The sequence below is a fragment of the Microbacterium sp. CR_7 genome (genome assembly GCF_041954755.1).
Lineage (GTDB): Bacteria > Actinomycetota > Actinomycetes > Actinomycetales > Microbacteriaceae > Microbacterium.
The window spans coordinates 368,504-394,486 of sequence record NZ_JAVAYF010000004.1 but is presented as its reverse complement, the minus strand read 5'-3'; the positions used below and the strand labels follow the sequence as shown (position 1 = coordinate 394,486).

19 protein-coding genes are annotated in these 25,983 nt (G+C 70.4%); 3 read left to right on the top strand and 16 right to left on the bottom strand.

From position 1 onward, the window contains the following. Positions 1-6 precede the first annotated feature (6 nt). Positions 7-1,074, bottom strand: a complete 1,068-nt coding sequence (gene mgrA, locus RAC81_RS11035) for an L-glyceraldehyde 3-phosphate reductase (RefSeq protein WP_375082385.1) — start codon at positions 1,072-1,074, stop codon at positions 7-9. A 9-nt stretch (positions 1,075-1,083) separates the two neighbouring features. After that, positions 1,084-1,953: a 16S rRNA (adenine(1518)-N(6)/adenine(1519)-N(6))-dimethyltransferase RsmA gene (rsmA, locus tag RAC81_RS11030; RefSeq protein ID WP_375082384.1), complete on the bottom strand. Its 870-nt coding sequence runs from the start codon at positions 1,951-1,953 to the stop codon at positions 1,084-1,086. A 54-nt stretch (positions 1,954-2,007) separates the two neighbouring features. Here rsmA and RAC81_RS11025 point away from each other — a divergent pair, with 54 nt between their 5' ends. Then, positions 2,008-3,273, top strand: coding sequence for an MFS transporter (locus RAC81_RS11025; RefSeq protein WP_375082383.1), 1,266 nt, complete (start codon positions 2,008-2,010; stop codon positions 3,271-3,273). Here the strand turns inward: RAC81_RS11025 and RAC81_RS11020 are convergent. The 11 genes from RAC81_RS11020 to rsmI form a co-directional block, all read right to left on the bottom strand. Beyond that, positions 3,252-4,130, bottom strand: a complete 879-nt coding sequence (locus RAC81_RS11020; RefSeq protein ID WP_375082382.1) for a TatD family hydrolase — start codon at positions 4,128-4,130, stop codon at positions 3,252-3,254. The two genes, RAC81_RS11025 and RAC81_RS11020, sit on opposite strands and share 22 nt — an antisense overlap. 12 nt (positions 4,131-4,142) lie before the next feature. Continuing rightward, positions 4,143-5,732 carry a methionine--tRNA ligase gene (gene metG / locus RAC81_RS11015; RefSeq protein WP_375082381.1) on the bottom strand — a complete coding sequence of 530 codons (1,590 nt, stop codon included), beginning with the start codon at positions 5,730-5,732 and terminating at the stop codon, positions 4,143-4,145. A gap of 51 nt (positions 5,733-5,783) precedes the next feature. Continuing rightward, positions 5,784-7,325 carry a molybdopterin-dependent oxidoreductase gene (locus tag RAC81_RS11010; RefSeq protein ID WP_375082380.1) on the bottom strand — a complete coding sequence of 514 codons (1,542 nt, stop codon included), beginning with the start codon at positions 7,323-7,325 and terminating at the stop codon, positions 5,784-5,786. A gap of 61 nt (positions 7,326-7,386) precedes the next feature. Continuing rightward, positions 7,387-8,556, bottom strand: a complete 1,170-nt coding sequence (locus RAC81_RS11005) for a glycoside hydrolase family 1 protein (RefSeq protein ID WP_375082379.1) — start codon at positions 8,554-8,556, stop codon at positions 7,387-7,389. Between the two features lie 33 nt (positions 8,557-8,589). Then, complete coding sequence (locus RAC81_RS11000; protein WP_375082378.1) at positions 8,590-10,317, bottom strand: ABC transporter ATP-binding protein; 1,728 nt, start codon at positions 10,315-10,317, stop codon at positions 8,590-8,592. Then, on the bottom strand, positions 10,314-11,228 hold the full coding sequence (locus RAC81_RS10995; protein WP_341933880.1) for an ABC transporter permease: 915 nt from the start codon (positions 11,226-11,228) through the stop codon (positions 10,314-10,316). Before RAC81_RS10995 ends, RAC81_RS11000 begins: the two co-directional genes overlap by 4 nt. After that, the gene (locus tag RAC81_RS10990; RefSeq protein ID WP_375082377.1) at positions 11,225-12,205 is read right to left on the bottom strand and encodes an ABC transporter permease; all 981 of its coding nucleotides are present in this window, start codon (positions 12,203-12,205) and stop codon (positions 11,225-11,227) included. Before RAC81_RS10990 ends, RAC81_RS10995 begins: the two co-directional genes overlap by 4 nt. Further along, on the bottom strand, positions 12,202-13,866 hold the full coding sequence (locus RAC81_RS10985; protein ID WP_375082376.1) for an ABC transporter substrate-binding protein: 1,665 nt from the start codon (positions 13,864-13,866) through the stop codon (positions 12,202-12,204). Before RAC81_RS10985 ends, RAC81_RS10990 begins: the two co-directional genes overlap by 4 nt. Positions 13,867-13,997: 131 nt before the next feature. Then, on the bottom strand, positions 13,998-15,095 hold the full coding sequence (locus tag RAC81_RS10980) for a LacI family DNA-binding transcriptional regulator (RefSeq protein WP_375082375.1): 1,098 nt from the start codon (positions 15,093-15,095) through the stop codon (positions 13,998-14,000). Positions 15,096-15,161: 66 nt separating this feature from the next. Continuing rightward, complete coding sequence (locus RAC81_RS10975; protein ID WP_375082374.1) at positions 15,162-15,779, bottom strand: class I SAM-dependent methyltransferase; 618 nt, start codon at positions 15,777-15,779, stop codon at positions 15,162-15,164. Then, complete coding sequence (gene rsmI, locus RAC81_RS10970; RefSeq protein WP_375082373.1) at positions 15,776-16,597, bottom strand: 16S rRNA (cytidine(1402)-2'-O)-methyltransferase; 822 nt, start codon at positions 16,595-16,597, stop codon at positions 15,776-15,778. Before rsmI ends, RAC81_RS10975 begins: the two co-directional genes overlap by 4 nt. A gap of 63 nt (positions 16,598-16,660) precedes the next feature. Here rsmI and RAC81_RS10965 point away from each other — a divergent pair, with 63 nt between their 5' ends. Continuing rightward, positions 16,661-18,217: a dolichyl-phosphate-mannose--protein mannosyltransferase gene (locus tag RAC81_RS10965; RefSeq protein ID WP_375082372.1), complete on the top strand. Its 1,557-nt coding sequence runs from the start codon at positions 16,661-16,663 to the stop codon at positions 18,215-18,217. A gap of 2 nt (positions 18,218-18,219) precedes the next feature. Here the strand turns inward: RAC81_RS10965 and RAC81_RS10960 are convergent, their stop codons facing one another. The 3 genes from RAC81_RS10960 to RAC81_RS10950 all read right to left on the bottom strand — a co-directional run bounded on the left by RAC81_RS10960 (position 18,220) and on the right by RAC81_RS10950 (position 21,944). Beyond that, positions 18,220-20,037 carry a thioredoxin domain-containing protein gene (locus RAC81_RS10960; RefSeq protein WP_375082371.1) on the bottom strand — a complete coding sequence of 606 codons (1,818 nt, stop codon included), beginning with the start codon at positions 20,035-20,037 and terminating at the stop codon, positions 18,220-18,222. 55 nt (positions 20,038-20,092) lie between these two features. After that, positions 20,093-20,665 carry an FMN reductase gene (gene msuE, locus RAC81_RS10955; RefSeq protein ID WP_096713769.1) on the bottom strand — a complete coding sequence of 191 codons (573 nt, stop codon included), beginning with the start codon at positions 20,663-20,665 and terminating at the stop codon, positions 20,093-20,095. 67 nt (positions 20,666-20,732) lie between these two features. Further along, positions 20,733-21,944 carry a heparan-alpha-glucosaminide N-acetyltransferase domain-containing protein gene (locus RAC81_RS10950; RefSeq protein WP_375082370.1) on the bottom strand — a complete coding sequence of 404 codons (1,212 nt, stop codon included), beginning with the start codon at positions 21,942-21,944 and terminating at the stop codon, positions 20,733-20,735. An 85-nt stretch (positions 21,945-22,029) separates the two neighbouring features. On the opposite strand from RAC81_RS10950, the gene hrpA reads away from it, so the two are divergent. Continuing rightward, positions 22,030-25,956, top strand: a complete 3,927-nt coding sequence (gene hrpA, locus RAC81_RS10945; RefSeq protein WP_375082369.1) for an ATP-dependent RNA helicase HrpA — start codon at positions 22,030-22,032, stop codon at positions 25,954-25,956. The last annotated feature ends 27 nt before the right edge of the window (positions 25,957-25,983 follow it).

Sequence of the window (25,983 nt, the reverse complement as noted above, 5' to 3'; positions counted from 1 at the left end):
GGGCCGTCAGAGCTCGGTGGAGGTCGCCCAGAGGTCGACGTCGATCGACCCGGAGAGCTCGTCGATGCGCGACAGCTCCTCGTCGGTGAAGGCGGGACCGTTCACGGCGGCGATGTTCTCGTCGAGCTGCTCGGGGCGCGAGGCTCCGATCAGCGCCGAGACGACGACGGGATTGCGGAGCGTCCACTGCAGGGCGAGCTGAGCGAGGGACTGGCCGCGACCGCGGGCGATCTCGTTCAGCGAGCGCAGGATCTGCAGCGCCTCCTCGCCGAGCGGAGCGTCCGGCAGCGATCCGCGCTTCTGGGCACGGTCGGCCGTGCCGTCGCCGAGGTACTTGTCGGTGAGGAGCCCCTGCGCGAGCGGCGTGAAGGCGATGGCCCCGAGCCCGGACTGCTCGAGGGTCTCGGTCAGGCCGTCCTCCACCCACCGGTTGAGGATCGAGTACGCGGGCTGGTGGATGACGAGCGGCGTGCCCAGATCATTAGCGACCGCGACCGCCTCGGCCGTGCGCTCGGCGCTGTACGACGAGATGCCCACGTACAGCGCCTTGCCCTGTCGGACCAGGGTGTCGAGCGCGCCGATCGTCTCGGCGATGGGCGTCACGGGGTCGACGCGGTGCGAGTAGAAGATGTCGACGTAGTCGAGGCCCATGCGGGTCAGCGACTGCTCGGCGCTGGCGAGGATGTACTTGCGGCTCGCGAAGTCGCCGTACGGTCCGGGCCACATGTCCCACCCGGCCTTCGACGAGATGATGAGCTCGTCGCGGTACGGGCGGAAGTCCTCGGCGAAGATGCGACCGAAGTTCTTCTCGGCCGAGCCGTAGGGCGGTCCGTAGTTGTTGGCCAGGTCGAAGTGCGTGATGCCGCGGTCGAACGCGTGGCGCAGCAGCGCGCGCTGATTGTCGAGCGGGATGTTGTCGCCGAAGTTCCACCACAGCCCCAGCGAGATCGGGGGCAGGTACAGTCCGGAGGACCCGACCTGACGGTACTCGAACTGCTGGTAGCGGCCTTCGTCGGCGGCGTACGGGCGGTGGAGCTCTGGGACGTTCGGGCGGAAGCGAGGAGAGTCGGTCACGGTGCCAGATTAGTCCGTGGCGGCCGGCACGCCGACCTCGACGACCTGCTGCGCAACACGCTGGTAGTCGTCGACCGTGAGGTCCTCGCCGCGCGCGGTCGGCGCGACCCCGGCCGCGACGAGGGCGTCGGAGGCTGCGGCCGAGCTTCCGAAGATTCCCGACAGCGCCTGCCGCAGCATCTTGCGGCGCTGGTTGAACGCGGCATCCACGATCTGGAACGTCCGGCGGCGCTCATCCTCCGAACCGCGCTCCCCCTCGGAGCGGTCGAACCCGACGAGCAGGCTGTCGACGTTCGGGACCGGCCAGAACACCTGACGCGACACGGTACCGGCGAGCCTCCACTCGCCGTACCAGGCCGCCTTCACGCTGGGCGACCCGTAGATCTTCGACCCCGGCTTCGCGGCGAGGCGCTCGGCGACCTCGGCCTGCACCATCACGACACCGCGCTCCAGGTACGGGAACGTCTCGAGGAAGTGCAGCAGCACCGGCACCGAGACGTTGTAGGGCAGGTTCGCGACCAGCACGGTCGGCTCGCCGGGAAGCTCCGTGACGCGCATGGCGTCGGCATCCACCACCGTGAGGCGGTCGGGCTCGACGCCGTGGTCGATCGCCGTCTGCGGCAGTCGTGCGGCGAGGCGATGGTCGATCTCCACCGCCGTGACCGCGGCACCGGTCTCCAGGATCGCGAGCGTGAGGGACCCGAGCCCCGGTCCGATCTCGACGACCCGCTCCCCCGCGTCGACGCGCGCGGCCTGCACGATCTTGCGGACCGTGTTGGCGTCGACGACGAAGTTCTGGCCGAGCTTCTTCGTCGGGGTGACGTCGAGCTCGGCGGCGAGGCGGCGGATCTCGGTGGCGCCGAGCAGGGTGACGGTCATTCGTCCATTCTCCCCCACCCCGTCGATGTCTCCGGTCCGCACTAGTGTTCAGGGATGCCCTCCCTCGGTGAACTGGTCGCTCCACGGCGCATGGGCCGCGACTTCCGGTGGCTGCTCGCCTCGTCGTGGACGAGCAACGTCGGCGACGGGGTCGGGTTGGCCGCCGCTCCGCTGCTGATCGCCTCGCTGACCTCGTCTCCGCTGCTCGTCGCGTCGGGAGCGATCCTGCAGTTCCTCCCGTGGCTGATCTTCGGCCTGCACGCCGGGGCGATCGCCGACCGGTTCGACCGCCGCCGACTCGTCATGGTCGCGAACGCGGCACGCGCCGTGGTGCTCGCCGCCCTCTGCGTCTTCCTGATCACCGGCACCGCGAACATCGGCATCGTCCTCGCCGTGGCCTTCCTCTACGGAACCGCCGAGGTCTTCGTCGACACCGCCGGCAGCACGCTCCTGCCGATGATCGTCGACCGCGCCGACCTCGGTCTCGGCAACGCCCGACTGCAGGCGGGGTATCTCGTCGCGAACCAGTTCGCCGGGCCCCCGCTCGGAGCCTTCCTCTTCGCGGCGGGGACGGCCTGGCCCTTCCTGCTCGAAGTGCTGTGCGTCACGCTCGCGATCGTGCTCGTCTCCCGCATGGCTTGCACGCCGGTTCCCCCGCGCGCGGCGGCGGCTGAGGAGGGCGTCGCGCAGAGACCACGTGTGCACACGGACATCGCCGAGGGGCTGCGATGGCTGTGGCAGAACCCGCCGGTACGCACCCTCGTGCTCATCATCCTCGTCTTCAACGTGACCTGGGCGGCGCCCTGGGGCGTGCTCGTGCTGTACGCCACGGAGCATCTCCACATGGGCGCGGTCGGCTACGGCGCCCTCACCACGGCATCCGCCGCCGGGGGAATCCTCGCCACCCTGAGCTTCGGATGGCTCGAGCGGCATGTGTCGTTCGCCACCCTCATGCGGGTGGTGCTCTCCCTCGAGGTGCTCATGCACCTGGCCTTCGCTCTCACGACGACCGGCTGGGTCGCGCTCGTGATCATGTTCGTGTTCGGCGCCTACGCCTTCGTGTGGGCGACCATCTCGACGACGGTGCGGCAGCGTCTCGTACCCGCAGAGCTCCAGGGCCGGGTGGCGTCGGTGAACATGGTCGGCGTCTTCGCCGGCATGGTGATCGGGCAGGCGCTCGGCGGCGTGATCGCACAGGTGTGGGGCCTCACCGCGCCGTGGTGGTTCGCCTTCGCCGGCGCGGCGATCACGCTGCTGCTCGTATGGCGTCCGATCTCGCAGATCGTCAGCGCGAAGCCTCAGGCGTCGAACGAGCCGTAGACGCGAAGGGTGTTGGCGGCGAGCTGCGCGCACAGCTCGTCGAGGTCCATGGCCAGCTCGGCCGCCATGAAGCGGACGGTGATCGGAACCAGGTAGGGCGCGTTCGGACGACCACGCAGCGGGGTCGGCGTGAGGAACGGCGCGTCGGTCTCGACGAGGATGCGGTCCAGAGGCGTGACCGCGAGGGCGTCGCGCAGGTTCTGGGCGTTCTTGAACGTCACGTTGCCGGCGAACGACAGGTGGTAGCCGGCATCCGCGCAGACCGACGCCATCGCCGCGTCGCCGGAGAAGCAGTGGAAGACCGTCTTCTCGGGGGCCCCCAGCCGCGACAGCGCCTCGAGCACCGCGTCGTGCGCATCGCGGTCGTGGATCTGCATCGCGATGCCGTGCTTCTTGGCGAGAGCGATGTGCGCCTCGAAAGAGGCGAACTGCGGATCGCGGCGCTCAGGCTCGGTACGGAAGAAATCGAGCCCGGTCTCGCCGATCGCCCGCGTGCGCGGATGCGAGGCGAGCTCGTCGATCACCGCGAGGGCCTCGTCGAGGCGCCCCTCCTCGGCGTACGTCGGGGCGTCGTTGGGATGGATGGCCACCGCCGCGAGGACGCGGGGATCGGATGCCGCGGCCTCCACCGCCCATCGTGACGACTCGATGTCGCCCGACGCCTGGACGACGCCGGCGATGCCGACGGCCTCGGCCCGGTCGAGCTGCTCGGTCAGCGACAGCGGCTCGTCGCCGTCGAGGATCTCGAGATGCGCGTGATTGTCGTACACGGGGACGGCGAGGGGCTCGGGAGCCGCGGGGTACCGCAGGTCCTTGCGCCCGTCGCCGTCCCGACGCTGCACGTAGGTCTCAGGCACGGAGCGACTCCGTCAGGCCTGTTCGACGCGCGGGAACAGCGGCGCGAGTCCGTTGACGCTCGTGCCGGGCTTCAGCGCGCCCCAGGCACCCGCCTCGCGGATCGGCTGGTCCTGCAGGCGACCCAGGCTCTCGGCCGCGCCCAGCGCGATCCACAGCTTCTCGGTCGACTGGGGCATCACGGGCGACAGCAGCACCGCCAGCGCACGCAGACCCTCGGCGCACGTGTACAGCACAGTCCCGAGGCGCTCGCGCTGAGCGTCGTCTCCGCCGGCGGCCTGCTTGGCCAGCGCCCACGGCTCGTTCGCCGTGATGTAGCCGTTCAGTGCGTCGACGACGGTCCAGATCGCGCGGATCGCCTCGTCGATGCGGAACTGCTCGATCGCGGCATCCGCATCCGTCGTCGCGCGCGCGACGAGACGCTGGATCACGAGGTCCTGCTCGAGATACTCCGCGGGCGGCGGCACGACGCCCTCGAAGTACTTCTCGATCATCGCCGTCGTGCGCGAGGCGAGGTTCCCGAACCCGTTCGCCAGCTCCGCCTGATAGCGCGCGGCGAGGTCCTCCCACGAGAAGGAGCCGTCCTGCCCGAACGCGATCGCCGAGAGGAAGTAGAAGCGGTACGCGTCGGATCCGAAGACGTCGGTGATCTCGGTCGGCGCGATGCCGGTGAGCTTCGACTTCGACATCTTCTCGCCGCCGACGAGAAGCCAGCCGTGCGCGAACACGCCCTTGGGCACGTCGAGCCCGGCAGCCATCAGCATGGCCGGCCAGATGACGGCGTGGAAGCGCAGGATGTCCTTGCCGACCACGTGATACGCCGGCCACCGGCGGTCGAACGTCTCGGGGTCGTCACCGTATCCGACCGCTGTCGCGTAGTTGAGCAGCGCGTCGACCCACACATAGATGACGTGCGAGCTGTCCCACGGCACCTCGATGCCCCAGTCGAACGCCGACCGCGAGATCGACAGGTCCTTGAGTCCCTGCCGCACGAACGAGACGACCTCGTTGCGCGCGGACTCGGGACGGATGAAGTCGGGCTGCGTCTTATAGAGCTCGAGGAGGCGGTCCTGGAACTCGCTGAGCTTGAAGAAGTAGTTCTTCTCCTGGAGGAGTTCGAGCGGCTTCGAGTGGATGGCGCACACCTTGAGCCCCTCGAAGGGGCCGGTGCCGTCGAGGATCTCGGACTCCGGCTTGAACTCCTCGCAACCCACGCAGTACAGCGCTTCGTACTCGCCCGCGTAGATGTAGCCGCGGTCGTAGATCGCCTGCACGAACTTCTTCACGCGCTCCTCATGACGCTCCTGCGTCGTGCGGATGAAGTCGTCGTTCGCGACGTCGAGCGTCTCCAGCAGCGGGAACCAGGCCTCGGTGACGAGCTTGTCGACCCACTCCTGCGGGGTGACGCCGTTCGCCGCCGCCGCACGGAGCATCTTCTGGCCGTGCTCGTCGGTGCCCGTCAGCATCCACGTGTCATCGCCGCCCTGACGGTGCCAGCGCGCGAGCGCGTCGACCGCCACCGAGGTGTACCCGTGACCGATGTGGGGCACGTCGGACGGGTAGTAGATGGGCGTCGTGATGTAGAAGGATTCGCCTGCGGGCATGGAGCAATTCTAGGCGCGATGCCGGGAGCGGTTACGCCGCGGCGGCGGGCCTCAGCCGACGGTCACCTGCACGCGGTGCCAGCCCTGCGCGCCGTCCGGGGCCGGTGCCGCCGGCTCGGAGGTCTGCGTCTCGCCGTCGGCGCTCACAGCACGGCATTCGATGGTGTGCGACCCGGCCTCGGCGGTCCACGGGATGCTCCACTGCACCCAGGTGTCGGCCGAGATCGCCGTCGCGAGCTCGGCGGCACGCCACGGCCCGTCATCGACGCGCACCTCGACGCCCTCGACGCCGACGTGCTGCTGCCAGGCCATTCCCGCGATCACGGTCTCCCCCGGCGCGACGGTCTGACTGCGACGCGGCACGTCGATGCGCGACTGCAGCTTGATCGGCCCGCGATCGGACCAGCCGCGGGTCGTCCAGTACGCCGTCGCCCGGTCGAACCGCGTGACCTCCAGCTCCGTCACCCACTTCGTCGCCGAGACGTACCCGTAGAGTCCGGGGACGACCATCCGCACCGGGAAGCCGTGCTCCAGCGGCAGCGGATCGCCGTTCATGCCGACGGCGAGCAGCGCGTCGCGGTCGTCGGTCAGCGCCTCGATCGGCGTGGATGCCGTGAAGCCGTCGGATGACGTGGAGAGCACCATGTCGGCATCCGCGTCGACCCCGGCCCGCGCCAGGAGCTCGCGCACGGGGTGACCCAGCCAGAGCGCGTTCCCGATGAGATCCCCGCCGACAGGGTTCGACACGCAGGCGAGCGTCACGTGCGACTCCTGCATGGGCAGCGAGAGCAGTTCGTCCCAGCCGATCTCGACCTCGCGCTCCACCATCCCGTGGATGCGCAGACGCCAGTCGGCAGGGTCGATGCGGGGCACGACGAGGGCCGTGTCGATGCGGTAGAACTCGGCGTTGGGCGTGACGACCGGGGTGAGATCCGGGATGCCGAGGTCGGCACTCGCCGCGACGGGGGCGGCGGGACTCGCGGGTTGCGGGAGCCGGAGCGCGGAGCGCACCGCCTCGATCGACCGCGTCGCCCCGCGAGCGACGCCTGCGATGAGAAGCGCGGCGACGCCCGTGGCCGCGACACCGGCGGTCCACAGCAGGAAACGGCGACGCTCCTCCGGCTCGGTGCGGACGTACGGGATCGACTGCACCGTGCGCATGAGCAGCCGCAGCGCCACGACGGCGACGAGGGCGGCGATCAATCCAGGGAGCCACGCGAACGGCCCGGCACCCGGCCGCATCATCGCGACGACGAGTGCCAGTGCACCGAGCGCCCCGAGCACGACGGAGCCGAGCGCCGCGCGGCGCGCCTCGAGGATGCCGGCGAGGGCGGCGACCGCGGCCAGTACGATGGCGATGCCGGTGATCAGGGCGGCCTTGTCGCCCGTGCCGAACAGGGTGATCGCGGCATCCTTCGCCCAACTGGGCGCGAGGTCGATCAGGCCGCTGCCGATCACGGCCACCGGACTGGCTGCCGGCTCGACGATCGCCGCGACGAGCTCGCCGGCGCCGACGGCCAGAACCGCGGCGCTCAGACCCGCGGCCGCCGCGCGCAGACGGCTGCCACGGCGCGCGGTCATGGCATGGCTCATGGACCGAGCGTAACCCCGGCGCAGCCGTCCGAGGGCCGTGCGGCCCCCGGACGGCGATCGGTCAGAGCGCGTTGCGGCGCGCGACCTCGCCGAGCCACGCGAGCGAGGGCTTCGGCGACCGGGCGAACGTCTCGCGGTCGAAGCCGATCAGGCCGAAGGTCGGGCCGTAGCCGCTCGCCCACTCGTAGTTGTCGAGCGCGCTCCAGTGCTGGTAGCCGCGCACGTCGATGCCGTCCGAGATCGCGCGGTGCAGCCCCTCCAGGGCGCCCTGGGTGTAGGCGACTCGGCGGGTGTCGTCGCCCGTGGCGATGCCGTTCTCGGTCACGAGCACCGGTACGCCGCCGCTGCGCTCCCACGCGCTGCGGACGCCGAGCTCCAGCGCGGCCGGGAAGAACTCCCACCCGGTGAGCGTGGTCTCGACGTCGGCCGCGACGGGGCGCGGCCCCTCCGGGCCGATGAACGTGCGGGTGTAGGCCTGCACGCCGACGAAGTCGTCGCCGGCGGACTGCTCCAGGTACCAGTGGTCGCGGGGGTCGCCGTACTCGGCGAGCATCTCGTCGGCGCCCGGTTCCCCGGTCGAGTGGAACGCCTGCGTCGCGATCGTCCACCCCGCCTGGATGCCGGACCGGGAGTGCAGGATGTCCGACGCGCGGTGGTGCGCGTCGAGCAGCGTGTCCGCCACCGCGAGGTCGGGGTTGGGGAGGCCGTAGGCCACGAGGTTCGCGGCATCCTCACCCCCCGCGAGCATGGCGGCGATGTTCGGCTCGTTGATCGTGCAGACGTACGTGACGTCGTCGAGGATCGGGAGCACCGTCTCGACGTAGCGCGAGAACAGGTCGACGGCGTCCGACGCCCGCCAGAAGCCGTCCCTCTGGAACCACTGCGGCACCGTGAAGTGCATGAGCGTCACGGTCGGGTCGAGCCCGTTGTCGCGCGCGGTGTCGATCATGCGCCGGTAGTGGTCGAGCATGGCGCGCGACACGAAGCCGCGCTCGGGCTCGATCCGGGCCCACTCCACCGAGAACCGGTAGGAATTGAGCCCGGCCTCCGCGAGCAGACGCATGTCCTCCGGATACCGGTGGAAGTGGTCCGCGGCGTCGCCGGACGGCTCCACCATCGGCGACCCCGGAGCGTGCTCCATGACCCACCAGTTGCTGGTCGTGTTGTTCCCCTCCACCTGATGGGCTGCGGTGGCAGCGCCCCAGAGAAAGCCGTCAGGGAATGCGAGCACGAGTGCTCCTTTCGATAGTGCGGGTGGTTCTGTTCAGCGTTCGGCGCGCGCCGGGTTGGGCACCGCGTCGAGCAGCTGGACCGTGTACGGATCCTCCGGATGCTGCAGCACCTGAGCCGTCTCGCCGCGCTCGACGACGCGACCGCCGTTGAGCACGAGGATGTTCTCGGTCACCAGACGCGCGCTCAGCAGGTCGTGCGTGATGTAGAGCATGCTGATGCCCCACCGCTCGCGAAGGTCTTCCAGCAGCGCCAGCACCCCGGCCCGCAGCGACACGTCGAGCATCGACACCGGCTCGTCGGCGATGAGCACCTGGGGGTCGCTGGCGAGGGCCCGCGCGATGACCACGCGCTGACGCTGACCGCCGGACAGCTGATGCGGTAGTTTCGCCGCGAACTGCTCGACCGGCGTCAGGCCGACCGTCTCGAGGAGCTCGAGCACGCGCGCCCGTGCCTCGGCTCCGCGCAGGGCGGTGTAGTTGCGCACCGGTCGACTGAGCGTGTACTCGACGGTGTGCAGCGGGTTCAGCGCCGCATACGGGTCCTGGAACACCATCTGCACGTCCTTGCGGAGGTCACGCAGACCCCCGCGGCGCAGCGATGCGACGTCGACGTCGCCGAAGCGCACCGATCCGTCCGTGGGCTTCTCGACTCCGGTGATGAGCTTCGCGATCGTGGATTTGCCCGAGCCGGACGCCCCGACGAGCGCGAGCGCCTCGCCCGGCTCCAGGCGGAACGACACGTCGTCGACCGCCGTGACGGGCTTCTCGCCGCGCCGGCGGGCGGGGTAGACCTTCGACACGCCCTGCAGCACGATCGCGGCATCCGCCCGACGCGTGTCGCGCTGCGAGACCGTCGGCACCGTCTCTGTGACGTCGGTGCGCGCGCGACCCTCGCGGCGGCGCGTGCCCAGATCGACGAAGCCGGGGATCGAGATCGACTCGGCGCGGGGATCGGCGTAGTGACTGAGGAGCATCCTCGTGTACTCGTCCTGCGGACGGTGCAGGATGTCGAGGCTCGGCGCGTCCTCGACGATCCGCCCCTCGTGCATCACCATGACGCGGTCGGTCGCCTCGAGCACGATGCCGAGGTCGTGGCTGATGAGGATCGCCGTGAATCCCTCGCTGCGCTGCAGGTCCTTGATGGTGTCCATGACCGCGTGCTGCACGAGCACGTCGAGCGCGGTGGTCGGCTCGTCGAACACCATGAGCTGGGGTTCCAGCGACAGGGCGAGCGCGATCGAGGCGCGCTGCCGCATACCACCGGACAGCTCGCCGGGGTAGCTCGCGAGCACGCTCGGATCGAGGCCGACCTTGCCGACCAGCTCCCGCGCCCTGGCGTCGCGGTCGTCTCCGGCGACATGACCGTGCGCGGCGAAGATGTCGCGGAAGTGGTCGCCGACCCTGCGCACGGGGTTCAGCGCGTTCATGCCCGACTGCAGCACCATCGCGAATCCGCCCTGGCGCTGACGGCGCAGCTCCTCGGCATCCAGCTCGCGGATGTCGCGTCCTCCGAAGAGGATGCGTCCGGCGCTGATGCGCGCCGGCGGCTTCTGCAGGCGGGTGAGGGCGAAGCCGAGGGTCGACTTGCCCGACCCCGACTCCCCCACGAGCCCAACGAACTCGCCTCGACGCAGGGTGAACGACACGTCGTCCACGGCGGCCACGGGGGCGACGCCCGGCGAGGCGTACTCGACGGAGAGGGACTCGACCTGCAGCAGGACGTCGTTCTCGATCACGGCGTTCTCGGTCATGGCGCTCATCGGCCCTTCCCTTCGCGGAGGCGCGGATTCGAGATGCCGTCCACGCCGAAGTTGATGAGTGTGAGACTCAGCGCCAGCAGCGCGATGCAGAGTCCGGGGGCGAACAGCAGCAGCCACTGCCCGGTGAGCAGCGAGTTGGAGTTCTGCGCCCAGTAGAGCATCGTGCCCCAGCTGACGATGCTGGAGTCGCCGAGGCCCAGGAACTCGAGTCCGGCCTCGGCGAGGATCGCCGCGGTCGCCGCACCGAACAGGGTGCCGGCGATGATCGACGTCATGTTCGGCAGGATCTCCCGGAACACGATGCGCGCCGGGCTGTCGCCCGAGAACTGCGCCGAGGCGACGAAGTCGTTGCCGCGCAGAGACTGCGTCTGGCTGCGGAGCACTCGTGCGCCCCACGCCCATCCGGTGATCACGATCACCGCGATGATCATGAGGATGCCGCCGTTCTGCAGGTACGCCGCGATCACGATCATGAGCGGCAGGCCGGGGATGACGAGGAAGAGGTTCACGATGAAGCCGATCACCTCGCCCGCGAATCCGCGGATGTAGCCCCAGCTGAGTCCGATCAGCACGGCGACGACGGTGGAGAGGATGCCGGCGGCGAGCCCGACCAGCAGGCTGACCTGCGAGCCGTAGATGAGCTGGCTCAGCACGTCCTCGCCGGCGGCGGTCGTGCCCAACCAGTGCGCGGGCGACGCGTCGGCGTTGCGCTCGAAGCTGTTGTCCTTCGCTCCGTACGGGGCCAGCAGCGGCGCGAACACGGCGACCAGCACGAACAGCCCGAGGATGATGAGGCCGAGCCGCGCCTTGCCGTTCGACCACAGCGTGCCGACCATTCTGGCGAACGCGCGCCAGGGGCTGGGCGCCGCGATCCGGTCGGTGGGCACCTTGACGTTCATGGTGGAGGTCATCGGCGAGTCCTCGGGTCGAGTGCCCCGTAGAGGATGTCCACGAGGAAGTTGGCGATGAGCACGCTCACGGTGATCATCAGGAAGAGCGCCTGCATGAGCGGGTAGTCCTGCCCGATCACGGCGTTGAAGAGCAGGTACCCGATACCGGGGTACTGGAACACCTGCTCCACGAGGATCGATCCGCCGACCACGCCTCCGAGCGTGAGGCCGAAGCCGGTGAGGTTCGGCAGGATCGCGTTGCGGGCGGCGTAGCGGAGGGCGATCGTGCGGCCGCGCAGGCCGTTGGCCTCGGCGAAGGTCACGTAGTCCTCGCCGAGCGTGTTGATCATCGCGTTGCGCATGCCGATGATCCAGCCGCCGAGCGACGTCAACAGGATAGTCAGGGCGGGCAGCACCGCGTGTCGCAGCAGGTCGGCGAGGAAGTCGCCGGTGAACCCCGGCGTCGTCGTCGCCGCGTAGGCCCCGGTCGTCGGGAACCAGTGCAGCACGTAGCCGAGGAAGAAGAGCAGCAGCAGGGCCGTCCAGAAGTACGGGAACGTGCTGAGGAAGGAGCCGGTCAGCGTCGGCAGCGTGTCGAGCCAGGTTCCGCGACGCCAGGCCGCCGTGACGCCGATCAGCGTGCCGATCACGAACGCGAGCACCGTGACGATCCCGACGAGGCCGATCGTGTACGGCAGCGCGGTCGAGACCATGCTCGACACGCTCTGCGGGTAGAACGTGTACGAGACGCCGAAGTCGAGCCGGACGACCTGCCCGAGGTAGGCCACGTACTGGTCCCACAGCGATCCGGTCGGCACGCCGAGCTGTGCCTCGATGGCACGCCGCGTCGCATCCGACACGGGGCCGTTCTGCGAGAGCTTCGCGATCGCGGCATCCGCCGGCGACCCCGGCATCATGCGAGGGAGGAAGAAGTTCAGGGTGACCGCGGCCCACAGGGTGAGCACGAACAGGCCGAGCTTCTGGAGGACGTACTTCACTTGTCGTCTCCCTTCACGCGCTCGAGCTTCGTGAAGATCAGCAGCGGTGCCGAGTCGTAGTTCTGCGGGATCATGTACGGGTCCTCAGCGCTGGGCCATCCGGTGAACTTCGCGTCGTTGAACAGACCCCAGATGCCGCCGTAGTACATGCCGATCACGGGGAGCTCGTCGTAGACGATCCCCTGCAGCTCGTGCACGATCTCCGTCTGGCGGGCGGGGTCGATCGTCTCGCGGTACTCGGCCAGCAGCGCATCGGCCTCGTCGGAGCGATAGCGCTCGAAGTTGTTGGCGGTCTGCTCGCCGGACGGCACGTAGAACTCGCTGGAGAGCAGGTTGTTGAAGGCCTGGTACGGGTCGCCGCCTCCCATGCCGCCGATCGCCATCTCGAAGTCGCCGTTGCTGATGGCGCTCTGGTATCCGGCGGGCTGCGGGAGTTTCAGGGTGACCTTCACGCCGACGTCGGCGAGCTGGCGCTGCACTGTCTGCGCGGCGCGGGTCCAGTCGGAGTACCCGTTCGCGGTGGTGAGAGCGAACTCCAACTGCTCGCCATCGGGACCCACGAGGCGGTCGCCGTCGAGCGTGTAACCCGACTCGGCGAAGGCGGCCAGCGCGGCATCCTTGTCCTGCGTGATCATGCCGCCGTCCGGGATCGACGGGTCGAGGTACTCTTCCTGGTTGGGGAGGATGAGGCCGGTCTGCCCGGCCGGCTGCATGTACCCCTCGGAGGCCGTCTCGGCGATCTCGTCTCGGTTCAGCGCGAGCGCGATCCCGCGGCGGACGTTGACGTCGTCGAACGGGGCGACCTCGAGGTTCGGGAGCAGCGCGATCACGCCGCCCGGCGGGAACCACCAGGTGTTGTGCTCGCTCGCGGCGCCCCACGTGCCCTCGACATCGGAGATGAACGAGTACGACCAGTCGTACCCGCGCGTGACCGTGTCGAGCTGCGTGTTCGTCGCGGGCAGGATGATGTGCTCGATCTGGATCTTGTCGGCCTGCCAGTATTCGGGGTTCTTGTCCATCGAGTACTGCTGGTCGTTGTAGTTGCCGAGCACGAACGGTCCGGTGCCGACCGGCTCCTCGTTGCGGAATGTACCCGGGTCCTTCACGTCGGACCAGATGTGCTCCGGCACGATCATGGTGAGGCCGAGGATCGACAGCGACGGCGCGTCATCGCCCTGCAGGTGCATGATCACGTCGTCGCCGGAGGTCTCGACCGACTCGAGGTGCTGCCACGCGCCCTTGATGTCGAGTGAGGGGTTGTCCTTGAGCAGCTGGAACGTGAAGGCGACGTCCTCGGGCGTGAGCTTCTCGCCGTCGCTCCACTCGACGTCGTCGCGGATCGTCATGACGACGGTGCGGGCGTCGGGCTGCGACCAGGACTCGGCCAGCCACGGGTTGAGCGTGTTGTCGAGCGGGTTCACGAGGATGAGCGGCTCGTAGATCCAGCGCGATGCGGTGCGCGTGTTGGTCAGGTACGGGTTGAAGTTCCGCGTGAAGAACGGATTCCCCTTGTCGGCGTTGATCAGCATCGTGTCGTCGCCGATCGACGGGTCGGGCTGCGAGCTAATCTGGATGCTGCAGCCGCTGAGCACCACGGCCGCTGCCGCCAGTCCCACGATCGCCGCCCTGCGCCAGCGTCGGAGCATGTGCGTCTTCGCCACACTGCCACCTCATGTCGTCTCTGTCATGAAGGGGTCCCGCGGGTCGGGACGCCCTGCGGCCGAGGCCGCATGAGCGATTGTAAGCGCATACATTTTGCGGATGCAACCCCCGACGCCGAGAGTGGGGCGTCTCAGGCGCGCGGGTGCGAGCTCTCGCGCAGCAGGATCTGCAGCGGCAGCCGCACGGTCACCGGCGCGGCATCCGGGCGCTCGAGGCGCCGCGCGAGCAGCTGCACCGCGGCGCGACCCAGGTCGATCATGGGCTGCCGCACGGTCGTGAGCGCCGGGCGCGCGAGCGCGGCGGCCTCGATGCCGTCGAAACCCGTCACGCGCACGTCGTCCGGCACCCGCAGCCCCGCCGACCGGAACGCGTCGATCGCTCCCAGCGCCATCTGATCGTTCGCCGCGATCAGCGCCGCCGGTGGAGCGTCGGCGATCAGCTCCTCGCCGGCGCGACGCCCCGACTCCCGCGTGAAGTCTCCACGCAGCACCGTCACGTCGTCGACCGCGATCCCCGCTTCGGCGAGCGCGGCGGCGAAGCCCTCCCAGCGCTGCGCGCCGTCGGGCGAGTCCTCGGGTCCCGCGAGGAACGCCAGTCGTCCGGGGGCCGCCTCCGCGAGCACGAGGCGGGTGAGCTCGGCCATCGCCTCGGCGTTGCTGACGGTCACATGGTCGTAGTCATCGCCCCGCGACGGGCCGGACAGCACCACGACCGGGATCCGCTGCGCGAGCCGCGCCAGCACGTCGTCTGGCACGCTCTGCGCGAGCACCATGAGCCCGTCGACGCGGCCCGCGATGTCGCGCACGGTCTCGCGCGTGGGGTCGTCGCGACCGACGCCGATCATGAGGACGAACCCCTGCTTCCACGCCTCGAGCTCGGCACCGCGCAGCACCTCGTCGAGGAACAGCATGGTCGGAGCCGGCGCCGGTTCGGTCGACTCCTCGGCCACGGTGAACGAGGGGCGACTCCGATCGCCGAGAACGTCGAGCGGCGGCGCGTCCTCCGCGGCGTCGAAACCCGGGAAGTACAGGCCGAGCACACCGGTGCGACGCTCGGCAAGCCCCCGGGCGCTGCCGCTCGGCACATAGCCGAGGGCGGTCACGGCGTCGAGAACGCGCTCGCGGGTCGCCGGGCGAACGGCATCCGGCTGCCGCAGCACACGGGAGACGGTCGCGATCGACACGGCAGCGCGTTCTGCCACGTCGTAGACCGTCGCCTTCCTGCTCACGCTCGCTCCTTGCCGCTCGGGTGAGCACCAGGCTAACCCGCCCGGACTCCGCCGAACGCTCCGGTGTCAGGAGCGTCGGGCGATCAGCGATCCGTGCGGACGCGCGCTCATCTCGCCCGGTGCACGTTCACGCCTCTCGGACGCCACGACCTCGAAGCCCGCATCGACCAGCAGGATGCCGAGCGCCTCCGCCGACCAGAAGTACGCCGTCGTCACGGCGTGCGCGAACGGCTCCCCCGGCTCCCCGTCGAAGAATCCGACGAGCAGGGAGCCACCGGGTCGGAGTGCGCGGGCGAACTCGCGCAGCACGACCGGCACCTGCGCAGGCGGGGTGTGGATCAGGGAGTACCAGGCGAGGATGCCGCCGAGCGCCGCATCCGGAACGGACAGGTCGTGGAAGGAGCCGGTCTCGAAGGGGATGCCGGGATGGCTCCGCCGCGCAGAAGCGACGAACTCCCGCGAGAGGTCGACGCCCCGGACATCGCGCCCATCCTCGGCGAGGAACGCACTCCAGTGTCCGGGTCCGCACCCGGCATCCAGCAGCGTCCCTTCCGTGCTGTCACGCCAGCTCCGGATCACCGCGACGTCCCGGGGGTCCATCTGCGAGAGCCGTCCCCCGACCGTCATGTACTCCGCGGCGCGCTGGTCGTAGGCTGCGGCGATCGGGTGACCGTTCTCCGTCACGGGCGTCGCGCGGCGAGCGCGGACTGGTAGAGATCACGAGACGACAGGCCTGTCGCGGCGGCGACCTCGGCGCAGGCGTCTTTGAGGCGGATGCCGGAGGCCACCAACTCCTGCACCTGTCCGAGAGCGTCGTCGGCGGATACGGACCGCCGCGGCGCGCCCTCGACCACCACGACGATCTCGCCCTTCACGCCCCCGGCCGCCCAGTCCGTGAGCTCGGATGCCGTGCCGCGGCGCACCTCCTCGTACAGCTTCGTCAGCTCCCGGCACACCGCGATGCGGCGGTCGGCACCGAAGGCTGCGCCCATGTCGGCGAGAGAGGATGCCAGGCGCGACGGCGACTCGAAGAACACCATGGTGCGCGGCTCTGCGGCGAGCGCCGTGAGCGTCGAGCGCCGCTCCCCGGGCTTGCGCGGCAGGAAGCCTTCGAACGTGAACCGGTCGGTCGGCAGGCCCGAGATCGCCAGCGCCATGAGCACCGCACTGGGTCCGGGGATCGCCGTGACCGTCACTCCCTGCGCGACCGCTTCGGCCACCAGTCCGTAGCCGGGGTCGCTGATCGCCGGCATCCCGGCATCGCTCACGACGACGACGTCGTGCTCCTGGGCGAGGACCGCGAGCTCCGCCGACTTCTGCTTCTCGTTGTGATCGTGCAGAGCGATGAGTCGCGGACGGTTCTCGATCTTCAGCGCCTGCAGCAGGCGTCCGGTCGTGCGGGTGTCCTCCGCCACCACGACCTCCGCGTTCTCCAGCACCTCGACGAGGCGGCGGGAGGCATCCCCGAGGTTTCCGATCGGCGTCGCGGCGAGGATGATCACCCGCCCAGCCTAGACGCGGCGGCGGTTGTCCAGCCTGGACCGGGCGTTGTCTAGGCTGGAGCGGTGATCGAGCCCGTCCCTCTGCTGCCTCCCGCCGAGGACCGGCTGACGCGCTACGGACGGCTGCGCGACCGCATCCTGCTCGATCCGGACTGGGGACGGATGCTGCGCTGGTTCGCGCCTCTCGTCGTCACGGCGCTGGCCGCGGTGCTGCGGCTGGTCAACCTCGGACACCCGCATCACCTGGCGTTCGACGAGACCTACTACGTCAAGGACGCCTGGTCGCTGTGGCTGCTGGGTTACGAGGGCACCTGGGGTGAGAACGCGAACGAGGCGTTCATCACCCTGCAGGAGCTTCCGCTGTCGGATGCCGGGTCGTTCGTCGTGCATCCGCCGCTCGGCAAGTGGCTCATCGCACTCGGGATGGCGCTCGGGGGCCCGGACAACACGGTGGGATGGCGTCTCGCCACCGCACTGCTCGGCACCGCGACCGTGCTGCTCGTCTACCTCGTCGCGCGGCGCCTGACCGGCTCGATCGTCGTCGCCTCGGTCGCCGGCACCCTGCTCGCGATCGACGGACTCAGCATCGTCATGAGCCGCACCGCGCTGCTCGACGGTCCGCTCACGTTCTTCCTGATGCTGGGCGCGCTGTTCATCCTGTACGACCGGGACCGCACGATCCCGATCCTCGAGCGCCCCGACCCCGACGGACCCGACCCGATGTGGGGGCGCGTGCTGTGGCGTCGCCCCTGGCTCATCGCCGCCGGGGTCGCGCTGGGCGCAGCCTGCGCCGTCAAGTGGTCGGGTCTCTACGCGCTCGCAGCCTTCGGGCTGTACGTCGTGGTCACCGACGCGCTCGCCCGCCGTCGCGCCGGCGTGGTGCTGTGGCCGACGGCCGCCGCGTTCACGCAGGGTCCGGTCTCGTTCGTGCTGCTCATCGTGCCGGCCGCCGCGACCTACCTCGTCAGCTGGACCGGGTGGCTCGTCACGGCGGGCGGCTACGCCAGACAGAGCGACCCGAACCCGCTGATCGCCCTCTGGAACTACCACAGGGCGATCCTCGACTTCCACGTCGGCCTCACCCGAGGGCACCCGTACGCGAGCCCCGCGTGGGAATGGCCGTTCCTGCTCCGCCCGACAGCGGTGTGGGTGGGCAGCGACCCCGGACCCTGCGGGGTCGACCACTGCATCGCGGTGATCTCGACGATCCCCAACCCGCTGATCTGGTACGCGAGCGTCGCCGCCGCCGTCTACCTGCTCTACCGCCTGGTGCGGGCGTGGATCACGCGGCGTCCGGTCGGCGGGCCCGCGCTCACGTTCCCGCTCGTCGGACTCGCCGCGACGTACGTGCCGTGGCTGATGTTCCCCGAGCGCACCATCTTCCAGTTCTACACCGTCGCCATGGCGCCGTTCCTCGTCATCGCCCTCGCCGTCGTGCTGCGACAGATCGCCGGGCGCCGGCAGGATCCGCTGCACAGGCGTCAGGCCGGTGAACGCACCGTGCTGATCTTCCTGGCCGTCGTCGTGCTCGTCTCGGCGTTCTACTACCCCGTCTGGACCGGCGTGAGCGTGCCGTACGATTTCTGGCTGCTGCACAACTGGCTGCCCGGCTGGGTCTGAGTTCAGCGCGTCCTCGACAGCTCGGCCGGATCCGTGACCGGCAGGCGGCACACGAACGATCGGCAGTCGAAGGCCCGGCCCGCTGCGTCGGCCCGTCCCGATGCGTCGGCCTTGCCCTCGAAGAGCTCGAAGCCGGCTTCCGCGAACGCGCCGGCCTGCGCCGGGCTGACGATCGCCACGACGTCGGCATCGGCACCCCGAGCGGCGGCCGCGAGAGCGCCGTCGGGTTCGTCCGTCACGACGACGATCTGGCGCGGTCCGTCGAGCAGGTCGGCGGCGACGCGCAGCAGACTGCCGTGCGCGAACGGCTGGCCGGTGGCCGCCGCGGCATGAGTGCGGACGGCCTCCTCCGCCACCGCGCGATAGCGGTCGCCCGCTCCGAGTCTCCAGGCGGTCAGCGCGGCGTGCGCGAGGGCGGCGGAGCCCGAGGGCAGGTCGCCGTCGGTCTGGTCGGGCGCCGTCGCGATGCCGCGGGCTGCGAGCAACGGATCGCCCTCGAGCCCGGCCACGGCCAGGTCGAGGAATCCCTGCGCCTCGACCGCCCAGCGCGCCTCGCCGGTCGCCACAGCGAGTGCGAACAGTCCGTCCGCGAGGAGCGCGACGTCGGCGGTCGTCGCCCGGGCGGGCGACGCCGATCCGTCGAGCGATGCGCGCAGGAGCATCCCAGTCGAGTCGCGGTTGACGTGCAGCACGAACGCGGCCGCGTCCCGCGCCCCGGAGATCCAGTCCGGCTCACTCAACGCCGCCCCGGCACGGGCGAGCGCGGCGATCGCCAGACCGTTCCAGCCAGTGATGACCTTGCCGTCGACCGCGGGCGGCTCGAGTCCGGTGCGCTCCGCGAGGGGACGCAGGTAGTACCCGCCCTCGCTGCGCGTCCCGTCGATCCATGACTCCGAGTCCTGAGCAGCGCCGAAGCCGCCGCCCTCACGACGCAGTGTCGTCAGCAGGAACGAGGCGACACCGCGCACCGTGGCCTCGTCGCCTGCCGCGAGAGCGACGTCGAGGAGCTGGGCGTTGTCGGTCAGCATCCGCTCGTAGTGCGGCACCGACCAGTCCCGCCGAGTCGCATAGCGGAAGAACCCGCCGTCGTCGTCATGGAGATCGGATGCGGCCATCGCGGCGAGCGCGCGGGCGGCGGCCGCTGCGGCATCCGGTGCCTCTCGCTCGACGAGCGGCGCCTGAAGGAACGACAGCGTCGTCGCCACGGGGAACTTCGGTGCGCCGCCGAAGCCGCCGAACTCGAAGTCCTCGCGGGCGGCGATCGCGCGGGCGGCCGCCGTGATCGCCGCCGCATCCGGCAGGTCGGACGGAGCGGATGCCGCGGCCCGCCGCAGCGCGTCGGTCACCGCGTCCGCCGATTCCTCCGCCTGCTGGCGTCGCTGGGTCCACGCCTCCTGCACCGCGGCGAGCACCTCGCGGAACGCCGGCATCCCACCGCGCGACTCGGGTGGCCAGTACGTACCCGCGTAGAAGGTGCGGCCGCGTGGGGTCGTGAACACCGTGAGCGGCCAGCCGAGGTTCTGCGTGAAGGCCGATGCGGCCGCCATGTACGCGCCGTCGACCTCCGGGTGCTCCTCACGGTCCACCTTGACGGCCACGAAGCCCTCGTTCATCAGGGCCGCCGTCGCCGGATCGGCGAACGACTCCCTGGCCATCACGTGACACCAGTGACACGTGGAGTAGCCGATCGATATGAGCATCGGGACGTCGCGGCGCTCGGCCTCGGCGAACGCCGCGTCACCCCAGGGATACCAGTCGACGGGGTTGTCGGCGTGCGCGCGGAGGTAGGGACTGAGCGTGTCGGCGAGCCGGTTCGTCATGCGATCCACGCTACGCGCCGCAGGGCCCTGCGGGGCCGCGTCGTGCGGGTCGCGATCAGGAGACGAGCAGCGTCTCCGCGGGGCGGGAGGCCGCGTACCCGACGAGCGGCAGTGCCCGGTCGGCTGCGAGATCGATGCGCGAGCGCAGCACGTCGGAGGCGATCGTGTAGCCGTCGAAGTCGGTGTCGCTGGCGTAGACGCCGAGCGGCAGGGTGAGCGCCTGGAAGAACGCGAACAGCGGACGAAGCTGGTGCTCGATGATGAGCGCGTGCCGTTCGCCCCCACCGGTGGCGGCGAGCAGCACCGGCTTTCCGACGAGCGCGTACTGCCCCACGAAGTCGAACAGATGCTTGAAGAGCCCGGTGAACGAGGCGCGGTACACGGGGCTGCCGACGATCAGCAGGTCGGACGCCTCGATCGCCTTCAGCTTCTCCTCCACCTCGGCGGGGAGCTGATCGCGACGCAGCGCTCCCGCGAGCGACGGACCGATCGCGGTGAGCTCGATGAGCTCGACCTCGACCTCGGCGCGCTCGGCGACGGCGTCGGCGATCGCACGCACGAGAGCCGTGGTCTTGCTCGGCTCGTGCAGGGAGCCGGACACGGCGACGACACGGTAGGGGGCTGTCATGCCGACGACGCTACCCACGAGCGGGGCCGCTGTCGCGAGGAGCGACACACAACGACATGCGGGGCGGTCACGGCACGGATGCCGCCCGGTCGCCCTTCTCGCGGGGCGGCGAGGCCATCGCGACCGCCACTCGACCGACGAGTCGTTCGAGCGGACCTCGGCCCATGAGGATCGACCAGAGGGTGGTGACCAGCAGCAGCGCGACGGCGGTCCCGGCCCAGAAGAGGTTGTTCGTGAAGAATCCGCCCGGGCCGCCGATCAGCGCCACCGAGACGACATGAGCGGTGTATGCCGACAGCGGCATGGATCCCAGCGCGCCGAGGGGAAGGAGGAGCCATCGGAGCGGACGGCTGAGCAGGATGCACAGGGCGATCACCGTGACCGCGAAACCGCCGGACCCCAGGATCTCGGCCGTCCCGCCGGAGTGCGCGTCGACCGCGAAGATCGCGGAGAGCACCGCACCGAGCGGGTCTGCGGCGGCGAGAGCCTCGGGGTACGTACCCCATCCCGAGGCGGATCCCCCCGACGAACCCTCCCCCGCCGCGCCCGTCGCGATGCCGGAGAAGGCACCGACCAGACCCAGGCCGTAGCCGAGCATCATCAGCCCGACGCCGGCGCCGAGCGCCACCGCCGCGGCGTGCGTCCGCTCGATCCCGAGGCGCCCGAGCGCCATCCCCGCGAAGACGAAGGCGAGCCACACGGTGATCGGGTAGGAGCCGTACAGGACCAGGCCGATCCCGGCGCCGTACGGGAACAGAGCGAGCGCGGCGATGAGCGCCAGCACCGCAGGGCCGATGAGTGCCAGCACACCGGCCGCGAGGAGCAGCGTCCGCGGCCGCCAGCGCAGGAACGGGATGACAGCGACGTAGAGGAGTCCGTAGAGGGTGAGGATCACGGCGATCGGGGTGCCCAGCAGCTCGAGAGCCAGCCCGATGAGGAAGATGACCGCGCCCCGCCCGACGAGCTGCAGTCGCAGGCTCGGCACGCGCGCCGGTTCGGGCAGCTCGCGGCGACCGGTCATCAACGCGATGGAGACCCCGGCGAGCACAGCGAAGAGGATCGACGAACGACCGTGCACGAGGTCCAGCCAGGTCGAGGGGTCGAGCAGGTCGAACGCGGGCGTCTCGCCGATGTGCGCCCCGGCCATGCCGAGGATGGCGAGCGCGCGGGCGACGTCGAGCCCCAGGATGCGCGGAGGACGCCCGAACGTGTGGAACCAGTGCGTCACGGGCAGCGTGGTCGGCCGCGGCGCGGGCACGGGAGGAGACGAGGTGGTCACGCATGAATCGTAAGTCGCGCACCCCTGGCTCCGCCGTGCGCCGAGCGGGCGAGCGCGCCCGCATATCGTCATACGATGGAGGGCTATGTCCTCCCCCGTGATCTCGTACCCCGCCGAGCTGCCCGTCAGCGCCGCCCGGGGCGAGATCGCCGATGCCATCCGTGATCACCAGGTCGTGATCGTCGCAGGCGCCACCGGCTCGGGCAAGACGACGCAGCTGCCGAAGATCTGCCTGGAGCTCGGCCGCGAGCGGATCGCGCACACGCAGCCGCGACGCCTCGCCGCCCGCACGATCGCCGAGCGCGTCGCCGAGGAGATGCAGGTCGAGCTCGGCGGTCTCGTCGGATACAAGGTGCGCTTCACCGACCAGGTGTCGGACGAGACGCGCATCGCGCTCATGACCGACGGCATCCTCCTCAACGAGATCAATCGCGACCGGCTGCTGCGGCGCTACGACACGATCATCATCGACGAGGCTCACGAGCGGTCGCTCAACGTCGACTTCCTGCTCGGGTACCTGGCCCGCATCCTCCCCGAGCGCCCGGATCTCAAGGTCGTCATCACCTCGGCCACGATCGACCCCGAGAGCTTCGCGCGGCACTTCGCGGCGGCCGACGGCACGCCGGCTCCGATCATCGAGGTCTCCGGCCGCACGTACCCGGTCGAGATCCGCTACCGCGCCCCGGTCGACGAGGATGCCGATCCCGACGCCGCGCAGGAGGTCGACGAGGTCTCGGCCATCGTCGCCGCCCTGCGAGAGCTCGACCGCGAGACGCCCGGCGACGTGCTGGTGTTCCTGCCCGGGGAGGCGGAGATCCGCGATGCCGCCGACGCCGTGCGCGGCGCCTATGCGAACGACCGCTCGCCCACTGAGGTGCTCCCGCTCTACGGCCGGTTGTCGGCGGCCGAGCAGCACCGGGTGTTCGAGCGCAGCCGTGTAGCCGGCGTGCGGCGTCGCGTGGTGCTCGCCACCAACGTCGCCGAGACGAGCCTCACGGTCCCCGGCATCCGATACGTCATCGACACCGGCACCGCACGCATCTCCCGCTACAGCGCCCGGTCGAAGGTGCAGCGCCTCCCCATCGAGGCCATCTCGCAGGCATCGGCCAACCAGCGCTCCGGACGAGCGGGCCGCACGAGCGACGGCATCGCGATCCGCCTCTACAGCGAGGAGGACTTCGAGCGCCGGCCCGAGTTCACGGAACCCGAGATCCTGCGCACCTCGCTCGCCTCGGTCATCCTCCAGATGCTGTCGCTCGGCTTCGGCGACATCACCGCCTTCCCGTTCCTCACCCCGCCCGACTCCCGTGGCGTCAAGGCGGCGTTCGACCTCCTCGCCGAGTTGGGCGCGGTGGACGTCGCGCGCGACGAGCCGCGGCTCACGCGCGTCGGACGCGACATCGCCCGCATCCCGATCGATCCCAGGTTCGCGCGCATGCTCATCGAGGCGCAGCGCTCCCGCACCTCCGAGGCCGTCACGCGAGATGTGCTCGCGATCGTCGCCGGCATGTCGATCCAGGACGTCCGGGAGCGCCCGTCGCAGGATGCACCGCAGAGCGTGCGCGACGAGGCCGACCGCATGCACGCCCGGTTCGCCGACCCGACGAGCGACTTCCTCTCGATCCTGAACCTGTGGAACCACCTGCGCGAGCAGCAGCGCGAACTCGGGTCGAGTGCCTTCCGCCGCCTCTGCCGCGCCGAGCACCTGAACTACGTCCGCGTGCGCGAGTGGTTCGACGTGCACCGCCAGCTCCGCACCCTGGTACGCCCCAAGGAGTCCCAGCCCGGCACCAGCGATCCCGACGCGATCCACCGGGCTCTCCTCTCCGGCCTACTGTCGCAGATCGGCATCCTCGACGAGCGCAGCACCGGAGGACGCGGACAGAGCAAGACCCCGCCGAAGGACGCCAGGCGCCGTCAGGCGGAGTACCGGGGAGCCCGCGGCATCCGCTTCTCGATCTTCCCCGGCTCGGCGCTGCGCAAGAAGAGCCCGCAGGCCGTGATGGCCGCCGAGATCGTCGAGACCTCGCGCACCTACGCCCGCACCCTCGCCGCGATCGACCCGGCCTGGGCCGAGGCTCTCGCGGGTGATCTCGCGAAGCGGCAGGTGACTGAGCCGCACTGGTCGAAGGATGCCGGGGCCGCCGTCGCCTACGAGAAGGTCACGCTGTTCGGCGTCGAGATCATCCCGAGGCGCCGCGTGCAGTTCGCCCGCATCGACCGTGCCGCGTCGCGCGAGCTGTTCGTGCGCCACGCCCTCGTCGAGGGCGAGTGGGACCCCGGTCGGATCGACAAGCGCGTCAGCGCGTTCTGGCGCAGCAACGCCGAGCTGCGCAAACGCCTCGAGAAGCTCGAGGAGCGCGAACGCCGACGCGACATCCTCGCCGGCGACGAGGCCGTCTTCCGGTTCTACGACGAACGCATCCCGGCCGACGTGTTCGACGTCCGATCGTTCGAGAAGTGGTGGCGCGAGGCCCTGACCTCCACCCCGAAGCTCCTCGTCATGCGCGAGGCCGATCTCGTCGACGACGACAGCCGGGCTGACCGCAGCGAGTTCCCGACGCGATGGACCCAGGGCGATCAGGTGCTCGGTCTCGCCTACCGGTTCGAGCCGGGAGCGGCGGACGACGGCGTGAGCGTCGTGATCCCGCTGCCGCTGCTGGCGCAGATCGAGGATCGGGGCTTCGACTGGCAGGTGCCCGGTCTGCGCGCCGAACTCGTCACCGGACTCCTGCGCGCGCTGCCGAAGGCCATCCGACGACACGTCGTACCTGCGGCGGACTGGGCCGAGAAGTTCGGCGCCGAACTCGCGGGTGATGGGCCGGAGTCGCACGCCGGGCTGCCCCCGCGCGGACTCAAGGAGGCGCTGGCGAGGCTCATCCAGCCGCTCGCCAACCAGCTCGTGTCCGCCGCGGACTTCGAGGACGAGAGGGTGCCGACACACCTGCGGATGAACTTCCGCGCGGTCGACGAGCGCGGACGCGTCGTGGGATCGGACCGCGACCTGCGTGTGCTGCAGCAGGCGCTGTCCGACCGCGCCCGCAGCAGCGTCGCCCGATCGATCGCCGCGCCGCCCCGTCGGCCCGGCCCGAGGTCGGGTCCGCAGCCCGCCGCAGCCTCCTCCGCCGCGTCGATCGAGCAGGACGGTCTCACCGCCTGGTCGTTCGGCGACCTCCCCGAGGTGCTGGATACGCGCGTGGCCGGAGGAGTGGTGCGCGGTTACCCGGCGATCGTCGACCGAGGCAAGACGGTCTCCGTGCGGGTCGAGGCGACCGCCGACGCCGCGACCGCCGCGACCAGGGCCGGAGTGCTGCGACTCGTCCTGCTCGGCGTCCCCTCTCCCAGCTCGTACGTGCAGGAGCACCTGACCAGCGCCGAGAAGCTCGCCCTCGCCGCGTCGCCCTACCCCTCCGCGGCCGCGCTCATCGAGGACTGCCGTGCCGCCGTCGTTCAGCGACTCATCGACGCGGCCACCGGCGCCGCGCACGGCGTCATCCGCACCGAGGCGGAGTTCACGCGTGTGCGCGACCTCGTGTCGGCAGCGCTCGTCGACGAGCTCTTCGCGTGCGTATCGCTCGTCTCACGCATCCTCACGAAGGCGCGGGAGGTCGAACGCGGCATCAAGTCGCAGAACTCGCTCGCACTGCTCGGCCCGTTGAATGACATCCGCACCCAGCTCTCCGGGCTTCTGCACGCCGGATTCGTGTCGGCCACGGGCGTCGACCGCCTCGCGCACTACCCCCGCTATCTCGACGGCATGCTCGACCGACTGAAGACGCTCGGCAGCGAACCGGGTAAGGACCGCACACGCATGAGCGAGTACGAGCGGATGGCGAAGGCGTTCGAGGATGCCGGCGGCACGATCCCTCCCGCACCGGACGCGCCGGCCGCGCTCGTCGAGACGCGCTGGCTGCTCGAGGAGTACCGCGTCAGCGTGTTCGCGCAGCGCCTCGGCACGGCCCAGCCCGTCTCGCCCCAGCGCATCATGAAGGCCCTCGCCGCGGGTCGTTGAGCGAGCGGAGCGAGACGAGACGCGTGG

Bases quoted from the DNA above. Each gene is read 5' to 3' on its own strand.
- hrpA (WP_375082369.1), top strand. From the start codon at position 22,030: ATGTCCTCCCCCGTGATCTCGTACCCCGCCGAGCTGCCCGTCAGCGCC.
- metG (WP_375082381.1), bottom strand. From the start codon at position 5,732: ATGCCCGCAGGCGAATCCTTCTACATCACGACGCCCATCTACTACCCG.
- RAC81_RS11025 (WP_375082383.1), top strand. From the start codon at position 2,008: ATGCCCTCCCTCGGTGAACTGGTCGCTCCACGGCGCATGGGCCGCGAC.
- RAC81_RS11010 (WP_375082380.1), bottom strand. From the start codon at position 7,325: ATGAGCCATGCCATGACCGCGCGCCGTGGCAGCCGTCTGCGCGCGGCG.
- RAC81_RS10960 (WP_375082371.1), bottom strand. From the start codon at position 20,037: ATGACGAACCGGCTCGCCGACACGCTCAGTCCCTACCTCCGCGCGCAC.
- msuE (WP_096713769.1), bottom strand. From the start codon at position 20,665: ATGACAGCCCCCTACCGTGTCGTCGCCGTGTCCGGCTCCCTGCACGAG.
- RAC81_RS10995 (WP_341933880.1), bottom strand. From the start codon at position 11,228: ATGACCTCCACCATGAACGTCAAGGTGCCCACCGACCGGATCGCGGCG.
- rsmA (WP_375082384.1), bottom strand. From the start codon at position 1,953: ATGACCGTCACCCTGCTCGGCGCCACCGAGATCCGCCGCCTCGCCGCC.
- RAC81_RS11000 (WP_375082378.1), bottom strand. From the start codon at position 10,317: ATGAGCGCCATGACCGAGAACGCCGTGATCGAGAACGACGTCCTGCTG.